At 69.5% G+C, this 13,016-nt stretch carries 16 protein-coding genes; 11 read left to right on the top strand and 5 right to left on the bottom strand.

Annotation, left to right across the window (positions count from 1 at the left end; all coding sequences use genetic code 11):
• Positions 1-10 precede the first annotated feature (10 nt).
• Both dapD and ACZ1DY_RS05745 read left to right on the top strand, forming a co-directional pair.
• Complete coding sequence (gene dapD, locus ACZ1DY_RS05750) at positions 11-997, top strand: 2,3,4,5-tetrahydropyridine-2,6-dicarboxylate N-succinyltransferase (RefSeq protein ID WP_126736387.1); 987 nt, start codon at positions 11-13, stop codon at positions 995-997.
• 382 nt (positions 998-1,379) lie between these two features.
• Positions 1,380-2,348, top strand: coding sequence for a CHAD domain-containing protein (locus ACZ1DY_RS05745; protein WP_257489070.1), 969 nt, complete (start codon positions 1,380-1,382; stop codon positions 2,346-2,348).
• Here ACZ1DY_RS05745 and ACZ1DY_RS05740 read toward each other — a convergent pair.
• Positions 2,324-3,727: an FAD-dependent monooxygenase gene (locus tag ACZ1DY_RS05740; protein ID WP_465483791.1), complete on the bottom strand. Its 1,404-nt coding sequence runs from the start codon at positions 3,725-3,727 to the stop codon at positions 2,324-2,326. The genes ACZ1DY_RS05745 and ACZ1DY_RS05740 overlap by 25 nt on opposite strands.
• Positions 3,728-3,807: 80 nt before the next feature.
• Here ACZ1DY_RS05740 and ACZ1DY_RS05735 point away from each other — a divergent pair, with 80 nt between their 5' ends.
• The gene (locus ACZ1DY_RS05735) at positions 3,808-4,416 is read left to right on the top strand and encodes a TetR/AcrR family transcriptional regulator (protein ID WP_257489072.1); all 609 of its coding nucleotides are present in this window, start codon (positions 3,808-3,810) and stop codon (positions 4,414-4,416) included.
• On the opposite strand, the gene dapC is transcribed toward ACZ1DY_RS05735, so the two are convergent.
• The 3 genes from dapC to ACZ1DY_RS05720 all read right to left on the bottom strand — a co-directional run bounded on the left by dapC (position 4,417) and on the right by ACZ1DY_RS05720 (position 6,127).
• Positions 4,417-5,508: a succinyldiaminopimelate transaminase gene (gene dapC, locus ACZ1DY_RS05730; RefSeq protein WP_465483790.1), complete on the bottom strand. Its 1,092-nt coding sequence runs from the start codon at positions 5,506-5,508 to the stop codon at positions 4,417-4,419.
• Positions 5,505-5,825: a ferredoxin gene (gene fdxA / locus ACZ1DY_RS05725; RefSeq protein WP_016331413.1), complete on the bottom strand. Its 321-nt coding sequence runs from the start codon at positions 5,823-5,825 to the stop codon at positions 5,505-5,507. The genes dapC and fdxA overlap by 4 nt, the downstream gene beginning before the upstream one ends.
• Positions 5,826-5,935: 110 nt before the next feature.
• Positions 5,936-6,127, bottom strand: coding sequence for a hypothetical protein (locus ACZ1DY_RS05720; protein WP_192746619.1), 192 nt, complete (start codon positions 6,125-6,127; stop codon positions 5,936-5,938).
• 53 nt (positions 6,128-6,180) lie between these two features.
• Here ACZ1DY_RS05720 and ACZ1DY_RS05715 point away from each other — a divergent pair, with 53 nt between their 5' ends.
• The 8 genes from ACZ1DY_RS05715 (at position 6,181) to ACZ1DY_RS05680 (ending at position 12,016) form a co-directional block, all read left to right on the top strand.
• Positions 6,181-6,915: a GNAT family N-acetyltransferase gene (locus tag ACZ1DY_RS05715; protein ID WP_465485831.1), complete on the top strand. Its 735-nt coding sequence runs from the start codon at positions 6,181-6,183 to the stop codon at positions 6,913-6,915.
• The gene (cofD, locus tag ACZ1DY_RS05710; protein ID WP_126736393.1) at positions 6,912-7,907 is read left to right on the top strand and encodes a 2-phospho-L-lactate transferase; all 996 of its coding nucleotides are present in this window, start codon (positions 6,912-6,914) and stop codon (positions 7,905-7,907) included. Before ACZ1DY_RS05715 ends, cofD begins: the two co-directional genes overlap by 4 nt.
• Positions 7,900-9,237, top strand: coding sequence for a coenzyme F420-0:L-glutamate ligase (locus tag ACZ1DY_RS05705; RefSeq protein WP_257489075.1), 1,338 nt, complete (start codon positions 7,900-7,902; stop codon positions 9,235-9,237). The genes cofD and ACZ1DY_RS05705 overlap by 8 nt, the downstream gene beginning before the upstream one ends.
• Positions 9,234-9,779 carry an NUDIX hydrolase gene (locus ACZ1DY_RS05700; RefSeq protein WP_465483789.1) on the top strand — a complete coding sequence of 182 codons (546 nt, stop codon included), beginning with the start codon at positions 9,234-9,236 and terminating at the stop codon, positions 9,777-9,779. Before ACZ1DY_RS05705 ends, ACZ1DY_RS05700 begins: the two co-directional genes overlap by 4 nt.
• Positions 9,780-9,809: 30 nt before the next feature.
• Positions 9,810-10,478, top strand: a complete 669-nt coding sequence (locus tag ACZ1DY_RS05695; RefSeq protein ID WP_465483788.1) for a hypothetical protein — start codon at positions 9,810-9,812, stop codon at positions 10,476-10,478.
• Between the two features lie 64 nt (positions 10,479-10,542).
• Complete coding sequence (locus tag ACZ1DY_RS05690; RefSeq protein ID WP_465483787.1) at positions 10,543-11,337, top strand: hypothetical protein; 795 nt, start codon at positions 10,543-10,545, stop codon at positions 11,335-11,337.
• 30 nt (positions 11,338-11,367) lie between these two features.
• Positions 11,368-11,775, top strand: a complete 408-nt coding sequence (locus tag ACZ1DY_RS05685; protein WP_257489077.1) for a GntR family transcriptional regulator — start codon at positions 11,368-11,370, stop codon at positions 11,773-11,775.
• Positions 11,776-11,827: 52 nt separating this feature from the next.
• Positions 11,828-12,016, top strand: a complete 189-nt coding sequence (locus tag ACZ1DY_RS05680) for a hypothetical protein (protein WP_126735153.1) — start codon at positions 11,828-11,830, stop codon at positions 12,014-12,016.
• 38 nt (positions 12,017-12,054) lie between these two features.
• Here the strand turns inward: ACZ1DY_RS05680 and ACZ1DY_RS05675 are convergent, their stop codons facing one another.
• Entirely contained in the window at positions 12,055-12,951 is an 897-nt protein-coding gene (locus ACZ1DY_RS05675) for a DNA-3-methyladenine glycosylase family protein (protein ID WP_465483786.1), read from the bottom strand.
• Positions 12,952-13,016 lie beyond the last annotated feature (65 nt).

Here is a 13,016-nt window from a genome sequence, read left to right as displayed (position 1 = left end):
CGTTCAGGTCGTGAGCGAGCAGACCCCTGACCCCGAAACCACCGGCGCCACCGGCGTCGGACTGGCCACCGTCACGACCGACGGCACGGTACTGGACACCTGGTTCCCGCTGCCCAAGCTGACCGACGGCACCGACAGCGAGGCCGGCACGGTGCGGCTGACCGCCGAAGAGGCCTCCGAGGCCCTCGGCGAGGCCGCGGCCGCCCAGCTCGGCCCGGACACCGATCGCGGTGTCGAGGTCGTCGCGGTCCGCACCACCATCGCCCGGCTCGCCGACGCCCCCGGCGACACGCACGACGTCTACCTGCGGCTTCACCTGTTGTCGCACCGGCTGATCCGGCCGCACGGCGCGAGCCTCGACGGGATCTTCGGCCTGCTGGCGAACGTCGTGTGGACCAACCACGGGCCGTGCCCCGTCGAGGGCTTCGAGGCGACCCGGCTGCGGCTGCGGGCGCGCGGCAACGTCACCGTCTACGGCGTGGACAAGTTCCCGCGGATGGTGGACTACGTCGTGCCCGCGGGTGTCCGCATCGCCGACGCCGACCGCGCCCGGCTCGGCGCGCACCTGGCCAACGGCACCACGGTCATGCACGAGGGCTTCATCAACTTCAACGCCGGCACGCTCGGCGCCTCCATGGTCGAAGGCCGGATCTCGGCGGGCGTCGTGGTCGGCGACGGCTCCGACGTCGGCGGCGGCGCGTCGATCATGGGCACGCTGTCCGGTGGCGGCAAGGAGACCATCTCGATCGGCGAGCGCTGCCTGATCGGCGCGAACGGCGGCGTCGGCATCTCGCTCGGCGACGACTCGGTCGTCGAAGCGGGCCTGTACGTCACGGCGGGCACGAAGGTGACCTTCGAAGGCAAGGTCGTGAAGGCGCTGGAGCTGTCCGGCATCTCGGGCGCGGTGTTCCGGCGGAACTCGGGGACCGGCGCCGTCGAGGTCGTCGCGCGCACCGGCGTCGGCATCGAGCTGAACGCGGCCCTGCACGCCAACTGACCTGCGGAAAGAGAGCAAGGGACCTTTGCTACCGCGCGGGCAGGGGTGTGTGGAGATAGAGACGTTGACTGTCCCTATTTCCACACACCCCTCACCCCGCGTAGCGACGCTGACTGACAGTGTGGGCTTGGGACGCTAGACGTCCCGGTCCGCTTCGCGCGCGGGAGCGAGGGACCTTTGCTACCGCCTGGGTCCCTCGGGCGTCGCGAAAGCCACTTTCGCGACGCCTGATGTCCCGAAAGTGGCTTTCGCGACATCCTCGGCGGCACCAAAAAGAGAGCAAGGGACCTTTGCTACCACTCTCCCCCGGAGGGCGGTAGCAAAGGTCCCTTGCTTCTCTCACGGCCTGGACCACCTTGCCGGTTCACCTAGAATTCATCTTGTGACAGCCGAGACCCTGCCGCGCAAGAACGCCCCTTCGACCACTCCGGCCGCGCTCGGGCTCGGCGACCGTCCCGCGAAAGCCGGGCCGGACGATCCGGCGGCCACCCACGTCCGGGTCAAACTCGACGTCGAGATCCGCGCGCTCCTCGCGCACGAACCGGGCACCAAGTCCGGCGCCGACCCCGAGGATCTGCACCAGATGCGGGTCGCGCTGCGCCGCATGCGGAGCGTCCTCAAGCTCTCGGGCCGCCTCGTCGGCCCCGACGCCGAGCCGGTGCGCGCCGAGCTCGGCTGGCTCGGCCAAAGCCTCGGCGACGTGCGCGACTACGACGTCCTGATCGGGCATCTCCGCGAGGTCGTCGCCGAGTTCGAGGTGCGTGACCAGCCTGCCGCGCGCCGTCTGGTGTCGAAGTTCGTCACCGAGCGCGGCGTCGCGAAGCGGCGGCTCACCCGCGCGCTCGCCAGCCCCCGGTATGCCTCGCTGCTCCAGGACATCGGCCGCCTCGCCCGGCAGCCCGCCACCGAGGAAGACGTCGAAAGTCCCCAGACCTCGGCCGACCTCGTCGCCGGGCTGGCGAAGCCGCATCGAAAGCTCGCGAAGGCCGTGAAGGCCCTTCCCGCCGATCCCCCGGATGACGACCTTCACGCGCTTCGTATCTACGGCAAGAAACTCCGCTACGCCGCCGAGATGGCCAAGCCCGCCGCGAAGAAAAAGCAGGCGGAACGGATCCAGCGGCTGATCAAGGCCACGAAGAACTTCCAGACCGTGCTCGGTGACCACCAGGACGCCTGTGTCGCCGCCGATCGGATGCGCGGCGTCGTGTCCTCCGTCGACGCGGAGGTCGCCTTCATCGCCGGCCGGATCGCGGAGAAGGAACTGCTGCGCCGCGCCGAGGTCCGTGCCGTGTGGCGCGACGTCTGGGCCGAAGTCGACCAAGCCGCTCAGGCGGTGAGCGCGCGGATGTAGCCATCCGGGCGGATCTGCACCTGCCGCCCGCTCCCGGCTTCATACGCGGCGAAGGCATGCCCGCCGACGTCCTCGAAGTCCGCGTCGGACAGCGCGCTGCCCGCGGGCAGGATCCGCCGCGCGCCTTCGGGTGCGGGACCGTCGCCGAACACCAGCACCGTCGCCTGCGGGCCGCGCAGAAGCTCGAACAGCCGGACGGACTTGCCGTTCGCGTCCTTCAGCGGCGCGTCCGGCGCCCGATCGCCGGGCCGGATCCGGCCGGTCGACGCGGGCGCGAGAGGGCCGCCGCGATACCCGATGTCGAGCTGACGCGTGTTCTCCCCACGGTCGTGTGCGTCGTCCGCGCCTTCCTTGTACTTCTCGAGGATTTCGGTGCTGATCTTCAACACCCGCGCGGCGACCCCGCGCCGTTCGGGCTCGTAGCTGTCGAGCAGTTCCGGTGAACCGTCGGCGAGCTTCCAGCCCAGGTTGTACGCGTCCTGGACGCCGGTGTTGAGCCCCTGCCCTCCGGTCGGCGGATGGACGTGCGCGGCGTCACCCGCGAGGAAGACCCGGCCCTCCCGGAACCGCTCGGCGAGCCGGATGTTGGGCCGCCACACCGTCGACCAGGCGAGATCGTGCAACCGGACCCCTCCGCCGGACAGTTCGTCGAGCCGGGCCTGCAACGTGCCGAGCGACGCCTCGACCTCCTCTTCGCCCAGCGGCGCGGCGAACTGGAAGTGCGGTACGCCGGGCAGCGGCGTGAGCCCGATCCCCGACATCGGGTCTTCGGGCTTCGCGAACCAATGCCCGTACGCGCGATCGAGCCCCTCGGCCTGGACATCGCCGAGCAGCATGCGGATCGATTCGTCGGTGGTGCCCTCGAACGCGATCCCCAGCGTCTTGCGCACGAAACTCTTCCCGCCGTCGGCGCCGACGAGGTGATCGACCCGCACCCGCTCGCCCGGCAGTTCGGCCGTCACACCGCCGGCGTCCTGCTCGAAACCGAGCAACGGCGTGCCGAGCTCGACCTGGACGCCGAACTCGGCGAGCCGGTCGCGCAGGATCCCTTCGGTCCGCGACTGGCCGAGGAAGAACCCGTTCGGATACGGCACGTCCGGAGTCGGCTCGACGAGTTCGGCCATCATCCGCTCCCCGACGACCTCGCCACCGAGGTGGATCCGTATCGGCACGGGTACCTGCCCGGCGGCCAGCACCGCGTCCAGCACGCCGAGATCCTCGAAGACCTCCAGCGTGCGCGGTTGCAGCCCGTCGCCGCGCGAGCCCTCGAAGAACGTCTCGGCCTTCTCCACGATCCGCACGCCGACGCCCCGGCGCGCGAGATCGATGGCAAGCGTGAGCCCGGTCGGACCGGCTCCCGCGATCAAAACCTCGGCCATCTTCCCCTCCGATGAATTTTAATTCAGTGAATCTTGATTCAGTTTGCTCGTTGCTAGCCTTCCGTGTCAAGGAGGTGCCGATGACGGCGACGAGCCGCAAGGAGAAGGCGGCGGAGACCGAGGCCGCGCTCAAGGAGGCGGCGAAGCGCGTATTCGCGGCGAAGGGGTACCTGAACACCAAGATCACCGACATCACGGCGGAGGCCGGACGTGCGGCGGGTTCGTTCTACAACCACTTCTCGAGCAAGGAAGAACTGCTCGAAGCGCTCCTCGAAGACCTAGCGGCGGAGAGCGACGTCAACGCGGCCTCACCGGAGCACATGCCCGACTTCAGCGACCCGCAAGCCGTGCACTGGCACGTCTGCGAGTACTGGAACTTCCACCGCGACAACGCCGCGACGATGCTCGCGCTGCGCCAGGCCGCGATGGTCAGCGACGAGTTCGCACGCACCTACGCGCGCTTCGGCGCAGCTCAGGCGGCGGACCTTCTCGACCACCTCGGGTACATCACCGCGGCAGGAATGGAACTCCCGGCGTCGGAGCGGGTCACGCTCGCGATGATGGCCGAACTGGTCAACGGATTCGCGCACACGTGGCTGCTGGACCCGTCGTCGGTGTCCGAGGAGGAAGCCATCGAGGCGCTGACGCGATTCATCTACCGGGGCTTCACGGGCCGCGACGTGTCCTGATCAGGAGGCGAGCCGCTCCACGGCCGCGTCGATCCGCTCGTCCGTCGCGGTCAAGGCGATCCGGACGTGCCGCCCACCGGTCGGCCCGTAGAACGTGCCCGGCGCGGCGAGGATGCCGCGATCGGCCAGCCAGTCCACGGTGGCGAGCGCGGACTCCCCGCGCGTGGACCAGAGATACAGCCCGGCCTCGGAATGCGAGATCTCGAAACCGCTGTCCAGCAATGCCTTCCGCAGCACCAGCCGGCGGCGGGCGTAGCGTTCCCGTTGCACGGCAAGCGCTTCGTCGTCCTTCAGCGCGGCGACCATGGCCTCCTGCACCGGCCGCGGCACGATCAGCCCGGAGTGTTTGCGGATCTCCAGCAGCCCGGCGACGAGCTTCGGGTCACCGGTGACGAATCCGGCGCGGTAGCTGGCGAGGTTCGCGGATTTCGACAGCGAGTGGACGGCCAGCAGACCGTCGAGGGAGCCGCCGTGCACGGACGGGTGCAGGATCGACACGGGCTCGCTTTCCCAGCCCAGCGCCAGATAACACTCGTCGGAGACCACGACGACATCGCGTTCGCGCGCCCATTCGACGACCTTGCGCAGGTGGTCGACACCGAGCACGCGTCCGGTCGGGTTGGACGGCGAGTTGATCCACAGCATCGCGGGCCGCTGCGGGCCGAGCGCGACGGTGCTGTCCGCGCGCAGCAGGTAAGCACCCGCCAGCAGCACGCCGACCTCGTAGGTCGGGTACGCCACCTCGGGGATCACGATGAGATCGCCGGGGCCGAACCCCAGCTGCCGCGGCAGCGAAGCGACCAGTTCCTTGGAACCGATCGTCGGCAGCACGGCCGCCTCGGGAATCCCCTCGATGCCGTGCCGCCGCGAAAGCGCCTCGATCGCGGCGGCCCGGAGCTCAGGAATCCCGTGCGTGGTCGGGTACCCCGGGATCTCCGACACGGACGCGAGCGCCGCGCGGATGCTCTCGGGGACCGGGTCCACCGGCGTGCCGATCGACAGGTCGACGAGGCCGCCGGGATGTGCCTGGGCCTTCGCCTTCGCCTCGGCGAGGGAGTCCCAGGGGAAATCGGGAAGAGCGACCCGGCTCATTCGCCCTGCGGGGGAAGAGCCTTGATGAAGGCGGGGTCGTGACTGGTCTTGCCGACCTTGGAGGCGCCACCGGGCGAGCCGAGTTCGTCGAAGAAGTCGACGTTGGCCTTGGTGTAGTCGTTCCACTCGTCGGGGACGTCGTCCTCGTAGTAGATCGCCTCGACGGGGCAGACCGGCTCGCAGGCACCGCAGTCGACGCATTCGTCCGGGTGGATGTACAGCATGCGGTCACCCTCGTAGATGCAGTCCACGGGGCACTCGTCGATACACGCCTTGTCGAGCACGTCGACGCAGGGCTCGGCGATCACGTAGGTCACTGCGTACTCCTGCTTTATCTCTGCTTCACCAGTCTGCAACGGACATTACGCGCCCACGGGCGCCACCGGCCCGCTTAGGCCACCCTTATCCGTACCCGGAGTATGGGCGTTCAGCGGTCTTTCCGGCGCGGCGGCGGAGTGGCCCTGCTGTCCCCGGTGATGACGAACTTCGGCGCGGCGGGCTTCGCCGCTTCTGTGTCCGTCTCGACGGCTTTTTCCGCGCCCAATGCCCGGTTGAAGCCGTCCGAGATCTCGCGGACGAGGTCTTCGTTGTGCCTGTCGTCCTTGCGCGCGATGCTCATCGGGGTCCCTCCACTGCCTTCCTTGGCACAATCTAACCGTGAACAGTGCGGAAATGCTCGAGCTCACCTGTAGCCGGGCTTGGACTCCCCTGCTGGAGAGCCGGATCGGTGACTGGAGGCTCCGCTGGGCGGACGGGTTCACCGCCCGGGCCAACAGTGCCCTGGCGATCGGTGACCCGGGAAAACCGCTGCCAGACGCCTTGCGGGCGGTCTGTGACTTCGCCCACGATCATGCCATCCCGCCCGTCGTTCAGGTGATCCAGAACACGTCCCTGGAGGACGGCATCGCCGCCTGCGGCTGGGTCCAGTATGTGGAACACCGTCCCGCCCACGAGGTCCGCGTCCTGACCGGGCCGCTCTCGCCGGGGACCTCGGCGGGAGCGGTGATTCTCGACGAGCCGACGTCCGGATGGTGGGAGCTGACGACGGGCGGCGCGGATCCGGCGGAGGCGCCACGGCATGTCCTCGGCACCGGCAAGGTCGGCTTCGGCATCGCGGAACTGGACGGCGTCACGGCCGGCGCGGTGCGCGGAGCGGTCGTCGGCGAGTGGCTGCACATCGCCCGGCTGGAGATACGGCCGGAGTTCCGGCGGCGAGGGCTGGCACGCGGGCTGATGAACGCCGTGGGCGCCTGGGGTGCCGCTCAGGGCGCGACCGGGATGGTGCTGCAGGTCGCGGTGGCGAACTCCGGCGCGCTGAAGCTGTACGAAAGCCTGGGCTGTACGGAGCACCACAGGTACCGCTACTGGGCCCCGGCTCCGGGGGCGTGCGAGGATCGCCCGTCGTGAAGGTCGTCATTTTGGTCGGCGGAGTGGGCGGGGCCCGCTTCCTGCTGGGGGTCAAACAAGCACTCGGTCTGCCCGCGAGGAGTTCCACGCCGGAATCGCCGCACGAGGTGACCGCGCTGGTGAACACCGGGGACGACGTGTGGATGCACGGTCTGCGCATCTGCCCGGACCTGGACACCTGCATGTACACCCTCGGCGGGGGGATCGACGAAGAGCGCGGCTGGGGCCATTCCGGGGAGACCTGGACGGTCAAGGAGGAGCTCGCCGCCTATGGCGCCGAGCCGACCTGGTTCGGCCTTGGCGACAAGGACATCGCGACGCATCTGATCCGTTCGCGGATGCTGCGCGCGGGCTATCCGCTGTCGCAGGTCACCGAGGCGCTGTGCGATCGCTGGCAGCCGGGTGTGCGCCTGCTGCCGATGTCGGACGACCGCGTCGAAACGCATGTCGTGATCGACGATCCGGAGGATCCGGACCAGCGCAAGGCGATCCACTTCCAGGAGTGGTGGGTGCGCTACCGCGCCGAGCCGAAGGCGCATTCGATCATCGCCGTCGGCGCCGACGAGGCCAAACCGGCGCCGGGCGTGCTCGACGCGATCGCGGCCGCCGACATCGTGCTGTTCGCGCCGTCCAATCCGGTGGTCTCGGTGGGTACGACGCTCGGCGTGCCGGGAATCCGCGACGCACTGCGGAAGACGCGCGCCAAGGTCGTCGGTGTCTCGCCGATCATCGGCGGGAAGCCGTTGCGCGGCATGGCGGACGCGTGCCTGAGCGCGATCGGCGTGGAGACTTCGGCCGAGGCCGTCGGACGGCATTACGGCTCCCGCAAGGAATCCGATGGCGTCCTCGACGGGTGGCTGGTCTCCGAGGGCGAGACCGTCGACGTGCCGGGGGTCGCCGTCCGCGACGTGCCCCTGCTGATGTCCGATGTGGACGCGACGGCGGCCATGGTGCGCGCCGCTTTCGATCTGGCAGGAGTTTCCGTTGAGTGACCACGCTTCCGCGAAGATCGAGATCCTGCCGGTCGACGGCCTGCCGGAGTTCCGTCCCGGCGACGACCTGACCGGCGCGATCGTCGAGGCGGCCCCATGGCTGCGTTCGGGCGACGTCCTGGTCGTCACCAGCAAGATCGTCTCCAAGGTCGAGGGCATGCTGATCCGCGTCCCCGCCGATCCGGAGGAGCGCGACGCCGCCCGGCGCAAGCTCGTCGAGGAGGAGTCCGTCCGGGTGATCGCGCGGATCAACCGGACGGTGATCACCGAGAACAAGCTCGGCATCGTGCAGGCCGCGTCCGGCGTGGACGCGTCGAACGTGGCCTCCGGCGAGGTCGCCCTGCTGCCGTCCGATCCGGACGCTTCCGCGCTCGCACTGCGGAACGGGTTGCGTGAACGGCTCGGCGTCGAGGTCGCCGTCGTCGTCACCGACACGATGGGCCGCGCGTGGCGGGTCGGGCAGACCGACGCCGCGATCGGTGCTTCCGGCCTTCGGGTGCTGCACTCGTACGCGGGCGAGGTCGACAGCCAGGGCAACGAACTCGCGGTCACCGAGGTGGCGATCGCCGACGAACTCGCCGCCGCGGCGGATCTGGTCAAGGGCAAGCTCGGCGGGACACCGGTCGCCGTCGTGCGCGGCCTCCAGCCGACCGACGACGGTTCGACCGCCCGCAAGCTGCTGCGCCCGGTCGAGGAGGACCTGTTCCGCCTCGGCACCAACGAATCCATCGCACAGGGTCGCCGGGAAGCCGTGCTCGCGAGGCGTTCGATCCGGTCGTTCACCGGCGAACCGGTCGATCCCGAGGTGCTCCGCCGTGCGGTCGGGACGGCGCTCACGGCGCCCGCGCCGCATCACACGAAGCCGGTCCGGTTCGTGTGGCTGCGCGAGGAAGGCTTGCGCCGCAAGCTTCTCGACGCGATGAAGGCCTCGTGGCAGGCCGATCTCGAAGGTGACGACTTCACGCCCGAGCAGGTCGCGAAACGGCTCAGCCGCGGCGACATCCTGTACAACGCGCCCGAAGTCGTGGTGCCGTTCCTCGTCGCCGAGGGCGCCCACACCTATCGCGACGAGCGCCGGAACGCTTGTGAGCACACGATGTTCACCGTCGCCGGTGGCGCGGCCGTACAGGGCCTGCTGGTCGCGCTCGCCGCCGAAGACCTCGGTTCGTGCTGGATCGGCTCGACCATCTTCGCGGCGGACATCGTGCGCGACGTCCTCGGCTTGGACGAGCGCTGGGAACCGCTCGGCGCCGTCGCGATCGGCCATCCCGCCGAGCTTCCGCCCGCGCGCGGTCCCGTCGAACCCGGTGAAGGACTTCTCGAACTGTGACCCTGCGCGACGACGTTGTGTCCACTTTGTCCGGTTGGCGGCCTGCGGACGCGGCTCAGGAATCCTTACGCCAGGCCTATCTCGGCTTCCTCGCCGCTCGCGACGACGTCTGCCGCCGGGAATGCGCGGCCGGGCACATCACCGCGTCGGCCGTCCTTCTCGACGCCGACGCGGAAAACGTGCTCCTGACCCTGCACCCGCGGGTCGGTCGCTGGCTGCAGCTCGGCGGGCATTGCGAACCCGGCGACGCGACGCTCGCCGACGCCGCTCTCCGCGAGGCACGAGAGGAATCCGGCATCGAAGACCTCGTCATCGATCCGGCCCCGGTGCATCTCGACGTCCACCCGATCACGTGCTCGCTCGGCGTGCCGACCCGGCATTTCGACGTGCGTTTCGTGGTGCGCGCGCCCCGCGGAGCACAACCGGTCCAAAGCGACGAATCGGACGATCTTCGTTGGTGGCCGGTGGATTCCCTGCCGGAAGGGTCGGAAGATCTCGCCGAACTGATGGAAGCCGCCGTGGCCGTGGCGCCCGGCCGTTAGGGTGTCGGCTGACGTCCTAAAGGGGGAATGATGCTGACGGCGCTGACGCCATATCTCGACCGGGTCCGGGTCCACAGCAGCGGTGACGGTGACGGCTTCGGCTGGTTTCTGCTGGCCCTGGCGATCATCGTCATCATCATCGTGATCGTGGTGATCATCGTGAAGGTCAACCAGGCGAAGAAACCGCCCATGACCTTCCCGCAGAACCCGAACTTCGGCGGTGGCGGCCCGGCCCCCGGCTTCCCGCCGCCTCCCCCGCCCGCCGGTGGCCACGCCCCGCAGGGCAACTGGCAGCAGCAGCCCGGTTTCCCGCCGCCTCAGCCTGCTTACGGCCAGGCGCCCGGGTTCCCGCCCCCTCCGGCTCCGGCTGGCTTCACGCGGCCGCCCGGTGCCCCGGCGCCCAACCCGTTCGCCGCCGCCCAGCCGCCCATGCCCGGTTTCCCGCCGCCCGCCCCGCAGGCCGGGCCGCCGATCGACGGCAGCGCGGACCGCACGCAGGTGGTGTCCTCGCAGCAGCAGGCGGCCGCGGGCGCCGACCGCACCCAGGTGGTCTCCCCCGCCGGCGCCGACCGCACACAGGTCGTTTCGCCGGTCGCGGACCGCACCCAGGTCGTGTCGCCCGCGAACGCCGACCGGACGCAGGTCGTCTCCCCAGCAGGCGACGGCGACCGCACGCAGGTCGTGCCGCCTCGCCAGTAAACCTTGTCTTTGTATCAGTAATTGTGCCATCATGGCGATACGATCATTGATACAAGGGGGCGCTGTGGTGATTCTCGACGAATCCCAGCAGCTTCAGCTGACCAGGATGAAGCTGCGGAGCAGGATCAAGGCACAGACGGCCGGGGTGGCACTGGCCCTGCTCGGGGCCACGTGGGGCGGTTGGTTCTTCCTGAGCCAGGATTTCTTCCTCGAACGCTCGGGGACCGTCCCCGAACTCATGTCACGCCGAAAAGCGGAGTGGCCGAGACTTTCCGAATCGGCCTCTCTCATCGCGATCCTCGTGACCTTCGTCGTCCTGGCCGGTCTTGTCTGGTGGGCGACCCTTCGGATACGCAAGGCGGAACAGCGGCTGGCACGATCGGTGCCACGCCGGATCGCGCACGGAAAGCGACTCGGCGTGCGCGAGGTGGCCGGTACCGGGACGGTCACGCTGTGGCTGGTCAGCTCCGTCGGTGGCATCGGTCTCGGCCTGACCATCGGTTTCCTCGCCGAGTCCGCCGAAAACCAGCTGGTCGGCTTCACCTACGCGAGCGGAATCGCCGTCCTCGGCGTCTTGTCCGTCGCACTGGCCCGGCAGGTGATCAGGCAGCCCAGCCTGGCCGTCGACGAGCTCTCCCTGCGCACCGACGACATGCTTCGCAAGAAGGACGCGCAACTGCCCCTGGTGCCCGCCGGGGTCTTACTGGCCATCCCCTTGGCCTCCGCGATACAGGAGTTCGCCACGTGGCTGTGGGTCTACGTCCTGGGGAGCCTCGCGATCAGCCTGCTCGCTACGCTCGTAGTCCGGCTTCACCGGGCACCGCTGGACTCCCCACCACCGGGAAACGCGGTCTTCTGATCGGCCGCGAGCCAGAACCAGGAGCACGAAGTGATCATCAGCGTCGACACCAACTCACCGATCCCCCCGTACGAGCAGGTGCGTTCAGCGTTCGCCGCCCAGATCAAGGATCGGACGCTGCCGGTCGGCACGAAGCTTCCGACAGTCCGCAAACTGGCCGAAGATCTCGGCATCGCGCCCAACACCGTCGCCAAGGCCTACCGTGAACTCGAAGAGGCCGGCCTGATCGAAACCCGTGGCCGGGCAGGCACCTTCGTCGGGGACTCGGGGGACCAAAACCGGAAGCTGGCCCAGAAGGCCGCCGCCGAGTACGCCGCCATCACCCGAAAGCTGGGCTTGAGTCAGGGAGAGGCGATCGCCATCGTCGACGCCGCGCTGGCCGCGAACGTCGCGGCCTACCGGACGAACCCGCGGCTGCGGGAGCGCCCCGCCCACTGAGCCCGGATCCCACCACCGGGTCGGCGACAGGGCTTCCGGTTAGGCTCTCGGCATGGTCTTCCTCTTGGTACTGGTGGTCGGCGCCCTGATCCTGGCCGGGGTCGGCGTCGGCATCTACTTCCTCGTGAAGTCGAACAGCAAGCCGCAGCCGCCCGCTCTGCCGTACCACCAGTACCCGCAGCAGCAGCCGCAGTACCCGAGCCAGCAGCAGCCTTACCCGCCGCAAGGCTGGGGCAACTGACGGCCGCATTCAGAGGACCGAATGCGGCGAAAGCGCGATCACATCGCGCGGTAGTCGCGGAGTTCGATCTTCGGACCGAACCTCGGGCGGCGGAATCCGGCCGTCGAGAGGTAGCGCACCGCGCGCTGCCGCTGCGGTGAATACGGCGCCAGCACCTCGGACATCCCGGCGTCGTCGAGTTTCGTGCCGACCAGCGCGTGCCCGACCATCGACGGGATGTTGTAGTCGCCGAAGCTCACCGCGTCCGGGTCTCCCCAGGCGCGTTGCGCGATCTCCGCCGCGGTCCACACGCCGATGCCGGGCACCTTCCGCAGCCAGGCCCGGCCTTCGACACCCTTCAGTTCCACAGCCTTCTCCAGCCGCGACGCGACGCGGGCCGCGGCGATCAGCGTCGTCCGCCGCTTCAGGTCCACCCCGGCGCGATGCCATTTCCAGTCCACAATGGATCGGATGGCGACGGGCGTCGGCGGCACACACAGCCGCGCCGGGCCCGGCCCCGGCGCCTGCTCCCCGAACCAGCGGCACAGCTCGCCCCACGACCGCAGCGCCTCCGTGCTGGTCACCTTCTGTTCCAGCACGGCGAGCACCAGCGCGTCCCACACCCGGCCGGTCGAGCCGAGACGCAGCCCCGGGTTGCGGCGGCGCGCCGTCGCGATGACGTCGTGGTGCGCGACGAATTCGGAGTCGTCGTCGTGCGCGCCCAGCATCGCCGGAACGCCTTCGAGCAGCCTGTCCGCGCCGGGCCCCCAAGCCTCCGCCTCGATCTCGCCGTCCGCGCGCCGCAGCAGCGCGAGCGTGCCCGCGCCGTCCGCTGTGTTGGCGGCCACCCAGGTGACCCCGCTCTCGGTGCGGACGACGTTGGGCGACCTCGAGCCACGGCTCAGCGGGCCCAGAACCGTGTCCAGGTCCAGCTCGAAGGCAGGACGGAATCGCACACACCGAACCTACCCGGCACTCGGCTAGGGTGAGCGGGCCACCTGAACCCGTAAGCCTATGGAGG

It is taken from the genome of Amycolatopsis sp. PSD-21 (assembly GCF_055561455.1).
The sequence above is the reverse complement of the archived record's forward strand: the minus strand, read 5'-3'. Positions and strand labels throughout refer to the sequence as shown.

Coding starts and splice junctions, on each gene's coding strand:
- ACZ1DY_RS05695 (WP_465483788.1), top strand. CDS start 9,810: ATGCTGACGGCGCTGACGCCATATCTCGACCGGGTCCGGGTCCACAGC.
- ACZ1DY_RS05715 (WP_465485831.1), top strand. CDS start 6,181: ATGCTCGAGCTCACCTGTAGCCGGGCTTGGACTCCCCTGCTGGAGAGC.
- ACZ1DY_RS05720 (WP_192746619.1), bottom strand. CDS start 6,127: ATGAGCATCGCGCGCAAGGACGACAGGCACAACGAAGACCTCGTCCGC.
- dapC (WP_465483790.1), bottom strand. CDS start 5,508: ATGAGCCGGGTCGCTCTTCCCGATTTCCCCTGGGACTCCCTCGCCGAG.
- ACZ1DY_RS05735 (WP_257489072.1), top strand. CDS start 3,808: ATGACGGCGACGAGCCGCAAGGAGAAGGCGGCGGAGACCGAGGCCGCG.
- ACZ1DY_RS05680 (WP_126735153.1), top strand. CDS start 11,828: ATGGTCTTCCTCTTGGTACTGGTGGTCGGCGCCCTGATCCTGGCCGGG.
- ACZ1DY_RS05740 (WP_465483791.1), bottom strand. CDS start 3,727: ATGGCCGAGGTTTTGATCGCGGGAGCCGGTCCGACCGGGCTCACGCTT.